General features: G+C 69.2%; 14 protein-coding genes. 7 read left to right on the top strand and 7 right to left on the bottom strand.

All coding sequences use genetic code 11. The features are described 5' to 3' along the window. The first annotated feature begins 166 nt into the window (after positions 1-166). From ORV05_RS10045 to ORV05_RS10015, 7 genes are all read left to right on the top strand, one after another. Positions 167-709, top strand: a complete 543-nt coding sequence (locus ORV05_RS10045) for a hypothetical protein (RefSeq protein ID WP_268758176.1) — start codon at positions 167-169, stop codon at positions 707-709. Beyond that, complete coding sequence (locus ORV05_RS10040; protein WP_268758175.1) at positions 706-1,479, top strand: enoyl-CoA hydratase/isomerase family protein; 774 nt, start codon at positions 706-708, stop codon at positions 1,477-1,479. The genes ORV05_RS10045 and ORV05_RS10040 overlap by 4 nt, the downstream gene beginning before the upstream one ends. Positions 1,480-1,802: 323 nt before the next feature. Continuing rightward, positions 1,803-2,744 carry an ABC transporter ATP-binding protein gene (locus ORV05_RS10035; RefSeq protein WP_268758174.1) on the top strand — a complete coding sequence of 314 codons (942 nt, stop codon included), beginning with the start codon at positions 1,803-1,805 and terminating at the stop codon, positions 2,742-2,744. Then, the gene (locus ORV05_RS10030) at positions 2,741-4,099 is read left to right on the top strand and encodes an ABC transporter permease (protein WP_268758173.1); all 1,359 of its coding nucleotides are present in this window, start codon (positions 2,741-2,743) and stop codon (positions 4,097-4,099) included. The genes ORV05_RS10035 and ORV05_RS10030 overlap by 4 nt, the downstream gene beginning before the upstream one ends. 4 nt (positions 4,100-4,103) lie before the next feature. Next, positions 4,104-6,878: a bifunctional YncE family protein/alkaline phosphatase family protein gene (locus ORV05_RS10025; protein WP_268758172.1), complete on the top strand. Its 2,775-nt coding sequence runs from the start codon at positions 4,104-4,106 to the stop codon at positions 6,876-6,878. 359 nt (positions 6,879-7,237) lie between these two features. Continuing rightward, positions 7,238-8,359, top strand: a complete 1,122-nt coding sequence (locus tag ORV05_RS10020) for a hypothetical protein (RefSeq protein ID WP_268758171.1) — start codon at positions 7,238-7,240, stop codon at positions 8,357-8,359. 150 nt (positions 8,360-8,509) lie between these two features. Then, positions 8,510-8,836 (top strand): putative quinol monooxygenase, encoded by a 327-nt coding sequence (locus tag ORV05_RS10015; RefSeq protein ID WP_268758170.1) that lies wholly within the window; start codon positions 8,510-8,512, stop codon positions 8,834-8,836. A gap of 329 nt (positions 8,837-9,165) precedes the next feature. On the opposite strand, the gene groL is transcribed toward ORV05_RS10015, so the two are convergent. The 7 genes from groL to ORV05_RS09980 all read right to left on the bottom strand — a co-directional run bounded on the left by groL (position 9,166) and on the right by ORV05_RS09980 (position 16,373). Beyond that, positions 9,166-10,815 (bottom strand): chaperonin GroEL, encoded by a 1,650-nt coding sequence (gene groL, locus ORV05_RS10010; RefSeq protein ID WP_268758169.1) that lies wholly within the window; start codon positions 10,813-10,815, stop codon positions 9,166-9,168. 52 nt (positions 10,816-10,867) lie between these two features. Next, entirely contained in the window at positions 10,868-11,893 is a 1,026-nt protein-coding gene (locus ORV05_RS10005) for an NAD(P)-dependent alcohol dehydrogenase (RefSeq protein WP_268758168.1), read from the bottom strand. Then, on the bottom strand, positions 11,890-12,657 hold the full coding sequence (locus ORV05_RS10000) for an iron-sulfur cluster assembly protein (RefSeq protein ID WP_268758167.1): 768 nt from the start codon (positions 12,655-12,657) through the stop codon (positions 11,890-11,892). The genes ORV05_RS10005 and ORV05_RS10000 overlap by 4 nt, the downstream gene beginning before the upstream one ends. Beyond that, positions 12,654-13,673, bottom strand: coding sequence for an amidohydrolase family protein (locus tag ORV05_RS09995; RefSeq protein ID WP_268758166.1), 1,020 nt, complete (start codon positions 13,671-13,673; stop codon positions 12,654-12,656). Before ORV05_RS09995 ends, ORV05_RS10000 begins: the two co-directional genes overlap by 4 nt. A 103-nt stretch (positions 13,674-13,776) precedes the next feature. After that, entirely contained in the window at positions 13,777-14,127 is a 351-nt protein-coding gene (mimD, locus tag ORV05_RS09990) for a propane 2-monooxygenase effector subunit MimD (protein WP_268758165.1), read from the bottom strand. Continuing rightward, entirely contained in the window at positions 14,124-15,236 is a 1,113-nt protein-coding gene (locus tag ORV05_RS09985; protein WP_268758164.1) for an aromatic/alkene monooxygenase hydroxylase subunit beta, read from the bottom strand. Before ORV05_RS09985 ends, mimD begins: the two co-directional genes overlap by 4 nt. A gap of 87 nt (positions 15,237-15,323) precedes the next feature. Continuing rightward, positions 15,324-16,373, bottom strand: coding sequence for a 2Fe-2S iron-sulfur cluster-binding protein (locus ORV05_RS09980; protein WP_268758163.1), 1,050 nt, complete (start codon positions 16,371-16,373; stop codon positions 15,324-15,326). Positions 16,374-16,429: the final 56 nt, after the last annotated feature.

Below are 16,429 nucleotides of genomic sequence, written 5' to 3'. Positions count from 1 at the left end.
ATTGCTACAACACGGCCCACTAGGGCGGGTACCATCCGGAAGGCCAGCGCGAGGCCGGTTCCGGCAGCGCCGTTCTGTTCGAGGGATGCCGATGACCTTTCCACCTCCGCCGGGGCAGTACCCACCTCCCGAAGGCTTTCCGCCACCGCCGGGCCAGTATCCCGGCATGCCGCAGTACCCGGGTGGTGTCGACCTCCAGCGGAAGCCCAGCGGAGGTACCGCGATCGCGGCCGGTGTGCTCGCCGCGGCGGGCGCGCTCTTCGGCGTCATCTTCGCGATCCGCAACTTCAGCACGCTCGACGTGCTGGCGCACACGAAGCTGGCCTGGGTCGGCTGGATGCAGGCGATCGCGTACGTGATCGAGGTGATCACGCTCGGGCCGGGCGCGGTGCTGCTGTTCGTGCGCAAGACCCCGGGACGCTGGCTCGTCCTCACCGGCAGCGCGGTGCAGATCGCGCAGGGGATCATCGCCCTGGCCGCCGTGTGGTCCAGCGGCATCTACTCGTCCCGCCTCTCCAACGCCGAGATGATGGGCGCCACCGCGGGCGGCCTCTTCATCGTGCTGATCCCGGCGATCGCGACCGTGATCCTGGCGGCGCTGCCGCTCACCGGCCGCTGGCTCGCCTGGGGCAACCAGCCCCCGGCGGTCCAGCAGCCGCCCGCCTACGGGCAGCAGCCGCCCGGATTCGGACAACCCCCGCAGTGGTGACGACCGAGGTCGAGCTGGTGGGCGGCGTCGCGCTGGTGCGGCTGGCCCACGGCAAGGTCAACGCACTGGACACCGAACTGTGCCGGGCGATCGAGCGGACGATGCGCGAACTGGACGGCCAGGAGGGGGCCCGGGCCGTGGTGGTGACCGGAGCCGGCCGCGCGTTCTCCGCGGGCGTCGACCTCAGGCGCGTCGTGGACGGCGGCGCCGCGTACGTGGCGGAATTCCTGCCCGCGCTCAGCGCTGCCTTCCGAGCCGTGTTCGATCTCGGCAAACCGATGGTGGCCGCGATCAACGGGCATGCGATCGCCGGGGGCTGCGTGCTCGCCGCGGCCTGCGACCACCGGATCATGGCCTCCGGAACCGGGGTCATCGGCGTCCCCGAGCTGCGGGTCGGGGTGCCGTTCCCCGAGACGGCACTGGAAATCATGCGGTTCACCCTGGGTCCGGTCCGCGCGCGTCAGACGATCTTCGACGGCACCAACCACGATCCCGAAGCCGCACTCGCGCTGGGTCTGGTCGACGAACTGTGCGCACCGGACGCCCTGCTGGACCGGGCGGTGGCCGTCGCCGAGGAGCTGGCCACCGCCTTCCCCGCCGACACCTTCCGCTACACCAAGGCACAGGTCCGTCGCGAGGTGCACGAACGGCTCGACGGGCTGAGCGAACCCGCGCTCGGGGAACTGTGGACCGCCGCGGCGACCGACGGGCGGATCCAGGCGTTCCTGGATCGCACGATCGGTTCGGCGGGTAACAGGAACCAGGGATAGACCGACCGGTCCTCGGCACGCCCGTGCCAGCGAAAGCCGGGCGCCGAGGGCCGCGTCGCCGCGCCAGCCAAGCGGGAACCACCGATTCTCCCGCCCGTGACCAGCCACTGTGGACAGTGGCGCGGCGCCTTTGAAGCGCTTTCTCAAGGTCCGGGCCACCTCCAGGGCACCCGACACCGGCCCGAGGGGGACATAAGCGTCAATGACAGGGCATCGACGCGTCCGACACCGGTCGTCCTCCGTTCCCCGGGCGTTCAACTCACACCCCTGCCTGCGTCATTTGCTCTCCCTAAGTTCCCGGAAGGTTACGAAGAGAGGGAGCCATGGACACCACTCTCGCGGTCCGGGCGCGCGGGATCACCCAGTGTTTCGGCGAGGTCATTGCGCTCGAAGGCGTCGACCTGGATGTGGCGCAGGGGCAAATCCACGGGCTGGTCGGCCCGAACGGCGCCGGGAAGACGACGCTGCTCGGCCTGCTGCTGGGCCTGTCCGTCGCCGACGAGGGCCGTCTCGAGATCCTGGGCACGCCGGTCGGACGGGCGCTGGCCGCCCCCGACGGGGTGGCCGGTTTCGTGGACGGGCCCGGTCTGTACCCCTCGCTCACGGCCAGGCAGAACCTCGCCGCCCTGACCGCCCTCCGCGGCCGTGACGCGCGGACGGCGGGGATCGGCGACGTGCTCGACCAGGTCGGGCTCACCGACGTCGCGGACGACCGCGTCCGGGGTTTCTCCCTCGGCATGCGCCAGCGGCTCGGGCTCGCCGCCGCCCTGCTCACCAGGCCACGGCTGCTGGTGCTCGACGAGCCTTCCAACGGCCTCGACCCCGCGGGCAAAAGGCACGTCCACGGTGTCCTCACCCGGCTCGCGGCGGACGGGACCACCGTGGTGCTCTCCAGCCACCGGATGGACGACCTGGAGGCACTGTGCTCCGAGGTCACCATCCTCGCGACCGGACGGGTCGTCTTCTCCGGTCCGCTGAACAAGCTGTCCGCCGAGAACGGTGAACTCGACTACCGGCTGGTGACCTCGGATCCGGAAGCCGCCCGCAGGCTCGCCGAGGACACACCGGGGGTCCGTGTCGTCGAGGACGCCACGGTGCGGCGGGGTGACGAGGTGCTCGTGGTGCGCCTGCTCGTCCCCGCCCTCGACGAACTCGTGGTGCGGCTCGTGCGCGAAGGCATCGCGGTGCGCGAACTCGCCCCCGTGGTGTCCCCGCTCGAAGCCGCGTTCCTCGCCCTCACCGAGCAGCAGGAGTCCGACCGATGACCGCGACCACCACCGGCACCCCACCGGTCGCCGCCCGCCCCGTCACGGTGGCTCGCGCCTACCGCTTCGAGCTGGTCAAGCTGCTCGCACAGTGGCGCGTGCGCCTGCTGGTCCTCGCCTGCTGGAGCGCACCGGCGCTTTTCGTCGCCGTGGTGAGCCAGCAGAGCTCGCTTCCCGTCGACACCCTTTTCGGCCGCTGGATGAGCGCCACGGGCTGGGCCGGATCGCTGGTGATGCTCGGTTTCGCGGGCACCTGGGCGCTTCCGCTGCTGACCTCGGTGGTCGCCGGTGACGTGTTCGCCGCCGAGGACCGGCTCGGCACCTGGCGCCACCTGCTGGTGGCGATCCGGTCGCCCCGGCGGCTTTTCGCCGCGAAGGCGCTGGCCAGTCTCACCGTCATCCTGCTGCTCGTGGCCGGGCTGGCCCTCTCCAGCGCGGCGGGCGGGGTCGCGGCGGTCGGCAACCGGCCCCTCGCCGGCCTCGACGGGCACCTGCTGGCGCCCGGGGACGCCGCCGGGAAGGTCCTGCTCGCCTGGGTCTGCGTGCTCGCCCCGACGCTCGCACTGGCCGCGATCGGGCTGCTCGGGTCCGTCGCGTTAGGACGGTCCCCGATGGGACTGCTGCTGCCCGTCGTCGTCGCACTCGCGATGGAAGCGGCCCAGATGCTGCCGCTGCCGGTCGGCGTCCGCCTCGCGCTGCCCAGCTACGCGTTCATCGCGTGGAACGGCTTGTTCACCAGTCCGGTCCAGCTCGGCCCGCTGCTGATCTCCCTCGCGGTGAGCCTGGTGTGGGCACTGACCGCGACCGCGCTGGCCTGGCTGCTTTTCCTGAAGCGCGACTTCACCAACCCGACCCAGGACGGCTCCGGGCGCCGCGCGGTCACCGTGGGGCTGTTGCCACTGGCCTGGCTGCTCGCCCTGACGATCGGGATCATCAGCCCGGCGGCCGGGGTCACCGGCACCGGGATCGGGCAGGACAAGGTGCAGGACTCGGTCGCCACCGCGTTCGCCCACCTCTACCGCCTGCAGGCCGCCCAGCTCAACCGTCCCGACGTCACCGAGGCGCAACTGGGGGCCACGGCGGCGTGCACCAGGGGCGGCGGCCTGCGCACCCCCGAGGGACCCGGCAACGACTGGCGTTGCGTCGTTTCCTGGCACCTCCCCGGCGTCGAGGCCGTGGGGACGGCCATCTACCAGCTCGACGTCACCGCAGACGGGCGGTTCGTGGCCGACGGCGACGGACCGAAGGAAGTGAACGGCTACTTCCAGGTACGGACCCCGGCCGGGGACGAACCGAACCCGCTCTGGCAGTTCGACGGCAACGTCGAACTGCTCCCCACCCACCGGAAGGGATAACCCCATGCAGGTAACACGCCGCAGACGGCGTGCCGAGAAGGACCGTTCGGACCTTCCCCGCAGACGCGGCGGCCGCAAGGTACGCCTCGCGACGGCGGGCACGACCACGCTCGCCGTCGTCGCCGCCGGAACCGGCATCGGTCTCGCCCAGACGCACCAGTTCGGTACGGACCAGGTGGGTCAGCTGACCGATCAGGGCCAGGTCATCTCCAGCGACCAGTTCATCGCCCCCTACGGTGACCGCCTCGTCCTCAACAACGGCAAGATCATGTCGTCCTCGGTGAGCCCGGACGGGACGCACCTCGCGGCCTCGATCACCGACGGCGGGATGGCGCTCGCCGTCGTGGACCTGAAGAACTGGAGTGTGCAGCAGCTCGTCGGCAACAACGCGGCGGCGAACCTGCGCATCAGCGGCAACGACGTGGGCCAAGAAGGCCCCACGTACTCGCCGGACGGTTCCCAGCTGTGGCTGGGGCAGGCCGACGGCTACCGCAAGTTCACCGTGAACCCGGACGGCACGCTCGCCAACCCGGTCTTCGTCAAGATCGCGGCGGACGGGAGCAAGCGCGCACTGGTGGGCCAGGCGGTGTTCTCGCCCGACGGCTCCACCGTGTACTCCGCGGTCAACGGCCAGAACCGCGTGGTCGCCATCAACGCGGCGACCGGGGTCATCCAGCAGAGCTGGGCCGTCGGCAACGCCCCCCGCGACCTCGCGCTGGTCGGCACCAAGCTCTACGTCAGCAACGAGGGCGGCCGTCCGGCGAAGCCGGGCGAGCCCACCATCAACTCCTACGGCACGCAGGTCCCGGCCGACCAGTCCACCGCGGCCACCACCACCGGCACGGTCAGCGTCATCGATCTGGCGAACCCGGCCACCGCGCCCGGGAGCATCGACGTCGGCCTGCACCCGACCGCCCTGTACGCCAAGAACGGGGCGCTGTTCGTCACCAACACCGCCACCAACGACGTGTCGGTGATCGACACCCACCGCGACGCGGTGGTGCAGACCATTGCGACCCAGCCGTGGCCGGAGGCTTCGGTGGGCTACGAGCCCGACGCGGTCACGCTCACCGACGACGGTCATCTGCTGGTGACGCTCGGCCGCGCCAACGCGGTCGCCGTCTACCGGTACCAGAGCCCGCAGGAACCGGTCAGCTACGTGGGCCTGCTCCCGACGGACTACTTCCCCGCCGAGATCACCACCGTCGGCAACGAGGTGGTGGTCTCCAACACCCGGGGTATCGACGCCCGCCGTCCCACCAGCGCCGCCGGGCACGGCACCCACGACACGACGTCGAGCGTGCAGCGGTTCACGCTGCCGGACGACGGGGTCATCAGGTCCGAGACCGGCAAGGTCTTCACGCAGAACGGCTGGCACGGCGGCTCGGTCACGCTGACCGAGGGCAAGGGGGACGCGAAGCCGGTGCCGGTCCCGCTGCGGCTCGGCGACCCCTCGACGATCAAGCACGTCTTCCTGATCGTCAAGGAGAACCGGACCTACGACCAGGTGTTCGGTGACATCCCGGCAGGCAACGGCGACCCGTCACTGGCGCAGTTCGGCCAGGCCGTGACGCCGAACCAGCACGCGATGACCCAGCAGTTCGGGCTCTACGACAACACCTACGACATCGGCACGAACTCCGCCGAGGGGCACAACTGGCTGATGCAGGCCGACAACCCGGAGTACACCGAGTCCTCGGCAGGCGAGTACATCCGCAGCTACGACACCGAGAACGACGCACTCGGCCACCAGCGCACCGGCTTCCTCTGGACGGGTGTGCAGGCGACGGGCAAGAGCGTCCGGAACTTCGGCGAGTTCCAGCAGTTCCTGACCAAGCCCGCCGGTGCGAGCTGGCAGAACCTGTACTGCGACACCAAGAACATGCAGGCGACCGGGCAGGACACCGCCTACCCGCTGGTCTCGACCTCGCCGATCCCGTCGCTCAACGACGTGTCGGTGAAGGGCTTCCCGATGTTCGACACCAGCGTCCCGGACATCTACCGGGCCGAGATCTGGAAGCGTGACTTCGAGAAGAACGGTCCCGCCAACCTGAACATGTTCTGGCTCTCCAGCGACCACACCGGTGGTCCGGCGAACGGGGCCGCCCAGGTCGCGGACAACGACCTGGCGGTCGGCAGGATCGTCGACGAGATCTCGCACAGCCAGTGGTGGCAGGACTCCGCGATCTTCGTGGTGGAGGACGACTCCCAGGCCGGCCTCGACCACGTCGACGGCCACCGTGCCCCGATCCAGATCATCAGCCCCTGGGCGAAGCACGGCGTCGTCGACAGCCACTACTACTCGCAGATCACCATGATCCGGACCATCGAGCAGATCCTCGGGGTCAAGCCGATGAACCAGAAGGACAGCGCGGCCACCCCGATGCGGGCGGCGTTCACCCAGGCGCCGGACTTCACGCCGTTCACCGCCGTACCCAACCAAACCTCGCTGACCGGTGGCCTGAAGACCCCGCCCGCCTGTGGTCTGGATACCCCCGCACCGCAGAGCACGGTGTCCGGCACGGTGGCCGCGGCCGCCTCGGCGGACACGGTACCGGCCGACAAGCAGGCCGTGGCGGCGCAGTGGGACGAGTGGAAGACGCACCAGCGCCTGTCCGGGCCGGGTGCGGTCCCCGACTACGCCAACCCGGCGCAGATGAACCACTTCACCTGGTACGAGGCGCACGGGTTCACCCAGCCCTACCCGGGTGAGGACCGGATCTTCGCGCCGGACCAGGTGCCGGGCGCCTACCTCCCGTCCTCGGAGAACGACGGCTGACGTCGCTGATCGCAGCAGGAGGGCCCCTGTCCGGCATCGGGCGGGGGCCCTCTCTCTCGTCACATCGCGTTCTGATGAACATCTCGAGGACGACCATTCGGATGATGCCGCGGACCCGCTATGATCACGAACCGCGACGACGAGAACGAGAGGATTCCCGTTGCCCGAGTCCAAGCCGACCTGTGTTCCGGCCCCTACCGCGGTCGGAGCCGGGAAGGCCCTGACCGCAGCCCCACTGCGCGCGTCGGCCGGCCCCGGCCGACGAAACCCGCAGTCGGTGGTGATCATCGCAGCGCTGCGGGTCGCCGGCGGTCACCCCGAAGAGTTCGCCCGAGCACTCGAATAGCAGGGATAGCTACATGGAAACCGAGAGCGAACAGCAGGCTGCGTCCGCGGACGTCCTCAGCAGCGCGGCCCACGCCGCCCGTCTGGCCATGTTGAACACCATGGACGAGCGGATCCGCTACGCCTGTGAGGCCCTGGTCCATCCGTCGACGTCGGATGTGCTGGCGTTCCTGATGACCTACGGCGTGGTGGCCAACCCCAAGCGCGAGCGGTCCTACGTGTCCACCCAGGTCAACAAGTGGCGCGCCGAGCGCGGCTTGGGCGACACCGGGGACCTGCCGCGCATGTCCGCCGAAATGCTGGCGGAACTCGACAAGGGCCGCACCGTCGAAACGGTGGATGCGGCCGCGGAACCCCAGGCCGAGCCGGAGGAGGCCGCCGACGGCCAGGGCACCGCGACCGCCGCGGCCCCCGCCAAGGCCAAGCGGAAGGCGCCGGAGGGTTCGCTCGGCTTCTACGTCGTGGCGTTCATGTCGCTGCTGGTGTCCGTGGACACCTCGTGGCGGTTCTTCGGCATCAAGCTGGGGATCACGAGCGTCGAAGAGCGGGCCGCCATGTTCGCCGTGGTGGAGGTCGCGCTGATCGCGTGCGGGTTCGCCATGCGCGCCGGGATCCGCAGCACCGGCAAGCCCGGTCCGGCCCGCCTGATCCTGTGGGCGCTGTGTGCCGCGTCCGGCTACATGGCCTTCGACCTGGCAGGCCCCGTCTCCGGCCTGGCGCGGGTCGCGCTGGGACCGGTGCTCGGCGTGACCATGCTGCACCTGGCGCTCGGCATCGAACTCCGGCACACGCGCCAGCGGGTCAGCACCTGGTCCAGGGTCAGCCGTGAGCTGAAGGAACGGTTCCTGTCCCGGCTGGGTCTGGGCGACGACGAGCGGGACGCGCTGGCCCGCACCCGGGACCGTGCCGCCCGTCGCGCCGCCCACCTGGCCCGTGCTTCGTGGGTCACCCCGTTCCGCAAGACCCGCCTGGGCCGCGCCCTGCGGGCCGCGAACGCGGCGCACGACGAGCGGATGCGGGCCCGCCTGATGGCGGAGTTGGCCGCCGTCCAGCATGCCGACGAACTGCGGCGGCTGGATCTGGCCTCCCCGTGGGCCGACCCGCTGACCAAGGCGCTCAAGCACCTCAAGCGCTGACGGACAGCAGACGGGGCCCGGCCACACGGCCGGGCCCTTTTTTTGTGCGTGACCTCCTCGTCTCAAATCGAGACGGCTCCTCGCGGTTTCGCCTGCTATAAACACGAACGAAATGCCGGAAAAAGGGCTCGTTTCACCGGAGGGATCACGATGATCTTCATTACCGCCAAGTTCCGCGTCAAGCCGGAGCACGCCGAGGAATGGCCCGAGATTTCACGGGCGTTCACCGAGGCGACCCGCGCCGAACCGGGTTGCCAGTGGTTCGACTGGTACCGCAGCACCGAGAATCCGGCGGAATACGTTCTGGTCGAGGCATTCCGCGACGGCGAGGCGGGCGCGGAACACGTCCGGTCCGCTCATTTCCAGGCCGCTCAGCGGACACTGCCGGGGTTCCTCGCCGAGACCCCGCGCATCGTGAACACGACGCTGGCGCAGGACGACTGGTCGGAACTGGGCGAACTGGCCGTCATCGGCTGATCGGCCTGGTCCGCACCGTCCAGGACGTCGATCCGCCAGCCGGACCGGATCAGGCCACGGCAGGCACGCTCCAGGCAGACCCGGTGGTCCCGCACGACCTCACCCTTCATCGACAGCACCAATCTTCGTCCGCCGGATTGTTCCGGAAACAACCTGTCCCGGACTCGAGAATAGCCGGTCACACATTCGGCAAGGGTGTCAAAATGAGACGGGATGGTCAGGGAGTTCCCTCATGCTCGACCTGGCCCGTGAGGGGCCCACTCACAGCAAATACGACCGTGAGGGGTCCCCTCACGGCAAGGGGCCCCCTCACGGCATACCCGCCGGGATTAGTAGATGTTCGACGGGCGGACCATGCCTTCGGCGAGGTCGCCGACCCCGGGAGCGATGATCGCTCCGGGGTTCACCAGCACCTCCTCGACGATGGCGGTCTCCGTGGTGATCACCAGGGCCGCGATGGACGCCGCGCTCTCCAGGGCCGAGCGGGTCACCTTGAGCGGATCGATGACGCCCGCGGCGAAGAGGTCGCCGTACTCACCGGTGAGCGCGTCGAACCCGCGCCCGTTCTCCATCTCGGCCACCCGTGCCAGCACCTCGCCGCCGTCGTAGCCCGCGTTGGCCGCGATCCATCGCAGCGGCTCACCGAGTGCCAGGCGCACGATCTCGCGCCCCTGCGCGAGGTCGGCATCGTGACCGGTGGAGTCGAGGCGGCGTGCGGCCTGGGCCAGCGCGGCGCCACCCCCGGCGACAACGCCTTCCTCCAACGCTGCCCGCGCGGCCGCCAGCGAGTCCTCGACGCGCAGCATCCGCTCCTTGAGTTCGACGCTGGTCGCGGCGCCGACACGGACGACGGCGATGCGGCCGGAGAGCCTGGCGATGCGCAGCCGGAGGCTGTCCTGGTCGTGCTCGATCCGGGCGCGCTTGAGCTGCTGCTCCAGCTGCTCGATCCGCGACCGCACGAGGGTCTCGTCGCCGGCGCCGCCGAGGATGGTCGTCGACTCCTCGGTCACCGTGATGTGCTCGCAGCGCCCCAGGTCCCGCTCGGTGACCTCGGTCAGCGTGACCCCGGAATCCTCGCTGACCACTCGTCCGCCGAGCGCGGCGGCCAGGTCCTCCAGCTCCGCCACCCGGCGGTGCCCGAAGCCGGGCGCGCGCACCACGACCGAACGGAAGGTGCCGTGCACGTTACCGCTGACGATCATCTGCAGCGCCGGGCCTTCGACGTTCTCCGCGAGGATCACCAGCGGCCGGTCGAGGCGGCGGGCCGCCTCCACCGTGGGCATCAGCTCCTGCACCTGGCTGATCTTCCTGTTCGTCAGCAGGATGACCGGCGCTTCGAAACTCGCCTCCATCCGCTCCTTGTCGGTGACCATGTAGGGCGAGACGTACCCGTGGTCGAACTCGATTCCGTCCACCAGTTCGACCTTCAGGCCGGGTTCGCCGGACTCCTCCACTTCGACGACGCCGTCCCGGCCGACCGCGGCCAGCGCCTGCGCGATCGCCCGGCCGATCCGTTCGTCGTCGTTCGCCGCCAGCGTCGCGGTCCGCTCCAGTTCGGCCTCGCCGGTGACCTGGGACGCCGATTTGCGCAGGGATTCGACCACCACTTCGACGGTTTCCTCGATACCGCGGCGCACCCGCATCGGGTTGGCGCCCTCGCCGAGCGCGGCCAGGCCCTCCCGCACCATGGCCTGCGCGAGCACGGTCGCGGTGGTGGTGCCGTCGCCGACCGCACCGTTGGTCTTCATCGCGACTTCCTTGACCAGCTGGGCGCCCATGTTGGCGAACGGCTCCCCCAGCTGGATCTCCCGTGCGATGGTCACGCCGTCGTTGGTGATGGTCGGCGGGCCGGTCAGCTTCTCCAGCACCGCGTTGCGGCCCTTGGGCCCGAGGGTGACCTTCACCGCGTCGGCCAGGGCGTTGACGCCGAATTCGAGGCGGCGCCGCGCATCGTCGCTGAACCGCAGCTGTTTCGCCATGATGACCTGCTTCCTTTCCGTGCGACTGATGTCGAGATGGGGCGAACCGGAATCAGGGGATGAGAATCGCGCGGCCGCGGACCCTGCCCGCGGCCAGATCGTCGATCGCCCGCTGGAACTCGTCCAGCCGGTACCGGGCGGTGTGCAGCTTCACCCTGCCCTGTGCGGCGAGCGCCATCAGGTCCTGCAGATCGGTGTACGAGCCGACCAGGTTGCCGATGAAGTTGATTTCGGTCGAGATGATGTCGATGGTCGGGACGTTGATGTTCTCGCCGTATCCGACGACGTAGTAGTTGCCCGCGCGGCGCAGCATCCGGACGCCTTCGGAGGTCGACCCGCCTTCGCCGACGAAGTCGAGGATCGCCTCGGCGCCGTGGCCACCGGTCAGGTCGAGGACGGCGTCCACATGGGACCCGTCGGCCACCACGGTGACGTCGGCACCGACCTGCCGGGCCAGTGCGAGCGCCTCGGGATTGCGGTCCACCACGACGAGCGTCGCCGCGCTCATCGCCTTCATGCACTGGATACCGATGTGGCCGAGCCCGCCCGCGCCGATGATCACGCAGACTTCGCCGGGCCGCAGCACCCTGGCCGCCTTGGCGGCGGCGTGCTGGGCGGTCAGCCCGGCGTCGGCCAGCGCGGCCACGTCCGCGGGCTCCAAGCTGTCGTCGAGCTTGACGCAGGAGCGGGCCGAGGTGAGCACGTACTCGGCGTAGCCGCCGTGGGTGTCGATTCCGGGGAAGCGCGAGTTCTCGCAGTGCACGTCGTCGCCGAGGCGGCAGGCCCGGCACAGGCCGCACGTCATCAGCGGGTGGAGGATCACCTTGTCCCCCACGGCGACGTTCGTCACCGCATCGCCGACCGCGTGCACCCAGCCCGCGTTTTCGTGTCCGATCGTGTAAGGCAGGGTGACGCCGGACTTTTCCGCCCACTGTCCTTCGAGGATGTGGAGGTCGGTCCGGCACACACCGGCGGCACCGACCCTGACCACCACGTCCAGCGGCCCGGAGATCTTGGGCTCCTCGACGTCGCGCAGTTCGAGGTTCCGGTGGTACCCGGTGACCTGTGCGGCTTTCATGACTGGCTCCTGGTGTTGGTGACGACCGGGGCGAAGCCGGTGGCGGCGGCTCCGGGATCGGCAGGACCGGCAGGATCGGCACAGCCGTAGCGGGTGGCGAGCAGGCCCCGGCAGAAATGGGCATTGCCTTCGAGGGAAACGCGGGTGGCCGCGGCCAGCCGCAGCCGGAGCGCCACGTCCGACCGCGGGATCGGGTTGCCGTCGTGGTCGACCAGCACGCGGGCGTGCGGGTGGTTGGGCAGCCCGATGGCCTCGCGCCGCCGCAGCAGGGCGGACTTGAGCGGGCCTTCCGGCAGATCCAGCAGTTCGAGGAGCGCCAGCTCCTCGAACGTCCAGGCACCGCCCGCGAGGACGGACCGGCAGCACCGTTCCATCGCGGCGAGGTGCGCCTTGCGCTGGAAGGTGCGGCGCAGTTCACCGAGACCGCTTTCCGCCTCGGCGCCGAAGGTTCCGACGTAACCGAGCCCGGCGGCGATGCCGTCGTTGATCTTGCCGGAATCGTGGTGATCGTCCAGCAGCACCCGGACCCGCCCCGCCCCGGGCACCGCCGCCAGCGCGTCATAGGCGTCGGAAACCATCAGGTACGCGAAGTTGGGTGCGCAGAACGAGGTGGGCAGGCGCAGGTGCACCTCCACGCCATCGTCGTCGATGGCCACCGACCGGACGAAGCCGAGCTCGGTCACGGGCTGGTCCAGTTCGGGGTCGAGCACCGTCGCCAGTGCCGAGAGGATCGCGGCCTCCACGGACCGAACCGTGCTGGTCATCGGGGGCCGGCTCCCGCGGTCTGGGCGGCCGGGGCGGGCAGCCGGAACTGCCGGGGCACGTCGATGCCGTACAACGCGGCCGCGTTGAGCCCGAGGATCTTCTTCTTCTGTTCGGTGGTGATCGGCGCGTACTCCGCCATGTCCTCGGGGATCTGGAAGTCGACGAACCTTTCGACGAGCCACTTCGGCGTCCACAGCGCGTAGTCGCTGCCGAAGAGGATCTTGTCCTCGCCGATCCAGTAGAGCAGTTCCCCGATGATCTGGGCGAAGTAGCGGGGCCGGGCGTGGATGAAGGGCATCGCGACGGCGAGTCCACCGTAGACGTTCGACTCCTGGGTCGCGATCCAGCAGAAGTCCTCCAGGCGCGGGAGTCCGACGTGCTCGACGATGAAGTTGAGGTCGAGGTAGTCGGTGGCGACCTTGTCGATGTCGGCGACGTCGAACGCGTCGCGGTCCAGCGGCCGGATCGTCGGTCCCTTGTGGACGTGGATGTTCCTGATGCCGAGTTCGAGGCATTCCTCCAGGTACCGGCGCGACCACGGTTCGTCGAGCTTGTACCCGCGCGAGTCGCCGTGCCACTCGGCCGTGTAGAGCTTGACGCCCTTGAGGTTCATCCGCTCCGCGTCCCGGCGCAGCTGGGCGAGACCGGCCTCGCCGTCGCGCGGGTCGTAGGCGTGGTTGTAGGTCAGCTTGTCCGGGTTCTTCCGCGCGAGCCCGAAAGCCTCCTCGGTCTGGCCGAACCCGTTGTGGTAGAAGTCGCGCAGCAGGGTCGCCTGGAAGATGGCGTGGTCGACGTAGCCGTCCTCGAAGACGTCCTTCAGGAAGCGTTCGGCGCCGTAGTAGGTGTAGGTGTCGTAGTCCCAGATGACTTCCTCGGGGCTGAGGTTGCGGTGGTAGTCGTAGAAGCAGTCGATGAACTGCCTGCCGTGGACGTTCTTGATGTTCGCCTCCCGGGCGTCCCAGATGTGGACGTGCCCGTCGACGACGAAGTACTTCTCGCCCTCTTTCTCGTACATGGGAATACCTCACCCTTCGGTGCGCTCGCGTGCGGTGGATGGCGTGGCGCGGGGCCTCCTCCCTCCGGAGGCCCCGCGCCGGCTCTTCTCGGACGGTTCGGCGTCAGCCGTGTGCGAGGAGGTCGAAACCGATGTACTCGGCGGCGTCCTCGGGGTTGGCGAAGAGCAGGGTGCGGTCGTCCAGGTGCACCATGCGGCCGTAGTGGGTGGAACTGATCTCCTCGAAGATCGAGCCGTCGAACGGCTCGCCGAGGGCGTCGCTCAGCTCCGCGTAGTCGAATTCCAGGAGTTTTCTGCCGTCCACCCGGATCATGGACGGGTATTCCACGAGGGCGACGCCTTCCTTGGTCGCCATCACGTCGGCGACGACCCGGCCGATCGGCGTGTTCATCAGGGTGACACCGCACATGTTCGAGGAACCGGCCTGCGAACCGAACTGCAGGGAACCGCTCACTTCTCCCACTCCTTCGGCACGTCGAGCCCGATTTCCTCGAGCAGCTGGGCGAACTTCTCCTTGGCCGCGCCGAAGGAGTCGGCGAAGGTGCGCACCTTCTCCGCCGGCTGCGACCAGATGGGCTGCAGTGCCCGCGCGGCCTGAAGGCACGGCGGCACCCAGGCCGACAACCACTGGCCGAACAGCTCCTTGTTGCCGCTGCCGTGCTGCTCGTCGCGCGTGAGCATCCGGAACAGGGCGCGGGTGTAGCCGAGGTCCCGGTTGTAGTCGTACTCGCCGGTGCCGACGAGGGTCGGGGTGATGTAGTCGCCGTTCTTGGCGGAGATCTGCATGACGAGTTCCGACCGGAAAAGCTGTCCGACCAGCTGCTCGAAGACGACGTTGACGCCGAACAGCAGTTCGGCCCAGTCGCCTACGGCGGTGAGCTCCTCGAGGACCTTGCGCGTGGGCTGCCATTCCTCGGCCGAGGCCCAAACCTGCTTGTGCACCGAACCGTCGAAGGTGCCCAGCGATTCGGACAGATCGAGGTTGAACAGGGCCAGGTCCTGGGCGAACCGCATCTTGTGCGCCGCGTTGACGGCCACCGCGGTGTTGATCATATTGGTCGGCCCGGACCGCTGGATCGAGGTGAACACGTGCAGCGCCATGCCGTTCTCGGCGTGCATCCAGGCGCCCAGGTTGCGGGCGACGAACTTCTGCCAGGCCGGGTTCCAGCCGTCGTAGGCGCCCGCGCGCTTGGCGTTTTCCAGGCCGAGGGCGACCTGGCGCACCACCGCGGAGTTGTTGCGGTAGATGGTCTGTTCCCATTCCTCGTTGGGGTCGAGGAAGGCGTGCCAGTCGGACGATTTCGCCTTCGTCCACTCCTTCGGGTAGCCTCCCGGCCCGTCGCCGAAACCGTAGATCCAGCCCTGGGTCAGGTGCCGCTCGGGATCGGGCTGCACGTCGACGGTCACGTCCTCGTAGACCGTCGCCCGGAGTTTGGCGGGGCGGAAGTAGTTGTAGCTTCGGCTCTTGCTGCCGGGAAACTCCAGCGCGCCGGCTTCGGAGTCGGTGAACTCGACCTTCGGGAAACTGCGCCCCTTGGGCGCGGAAGTTGCAGTGCTCGCCATGTCATCCCTCCACTGTGGTGAGTGCTGGGTTTTTCGCGGTTGCCCGCTCTCCTGGTCGTTGGCTCCCTTTTCGCACCTCCGGCCGCCCTATTCGTCCTCACGGACCGACGTGGTGAACTTGTCGTAGAAGACCTGGTCGTCCGGAACGCCCTGCCGTGCGGCCAGTGCCAGCGCCGCGTCCACCATGGGCGGCGGCCCGCACAGGTAGACCTCGCAGCGGTGCAGTTCGGGCTCCCCGGCCTCGACGACCTCGGTGACCATCCCCCGTTCGGCCGGGACACCGCAGTGGCCGATGCCGTCGTCGGATTCGGAAAGGGCGACGACGAACCCGAAGTCGGGCAGCCGCTCTCCCAGCGCCCGGATCTCGTCGAGGTAGAACAGGTCCGCGGGGGTGCGGGCGCCGTAGTAGAAGCGGATCCGGCGGGTGTCGCCGGTGTCGGCCAGGTGCCGCAGCAGACCGAGCACGGGCGCCATGCCCGCACCGCCCGCCATCAGCACCAACGGCAGCACGTGCCCCTTTTTCAGGGTGAAGTTGCCGTACGGGCCGCGCAGGTGGATCGTGTCGCCCGCTTCGATCCCGTTCTCGAGCAGCGACGAGAACCTGCCCCCCGGGTACTTCTTGATCAGGAACTCGAGGTGGCCGGTGGTGGCCGGGGTCGTCGCCATCGAGAAGGACCGGTGCTCCTCGGTGCCGGGGATGATCAGGTCGGCGTACTGGCCGGGCTTGAACTCGAAGCCGGGCGGGTCGACCGGCTTGAGCTTGAGGCCGACGATGTCGTGCGTGTGCGGGACCAGTTCCAGGACCTCGGTCCTGATCTCCTGCAGCGGCGCGGAGTTGAGCAGTTCGTCCTCGTCGAAGTTGAGCAGTTCGATGGTGCAGTCGCTGAAGGCGTGCGCCCGGCAGAGCAGCACGTAGCCCTCTTCGACCTCGGCGTCGTTGCAGGCGAACGTCGAGTAGCGCTCCATCTGGATCTCGCCGTCCAGTACGTAGGACTTGCAGGCCGAGCACTGGCCTTCACGGCAGCCGTGCATGAGGTGGATTCCCTGCCGGAACGCGGCGTCGAGGATCTTCTCGTTCTCGTCCACCTCCATCTCGATGTCGACCGGCTCGAAGGAGATGCGATGCTTGTCGCCCATGGTTCCTCGTTTCTCGGGGCGGACGGCGGCGGCGAGAGCCCGCTGACGGCCCGGCC

Source organism: Amycolatopsis cynarae (genome assembly GCF_026802195.1).
Taxonomy (GTDB): domain Bacteria; phylum Actinomycetota; class Actinomycetes; order Mycobacteriales; family Pseudonocardiaceae; genus Amycolatopsis_E; species Amycolatopsis_E rhizosphaerae.
This window is presented reverse-complemented; position numbering and strand designations above follow the sequence as displayed.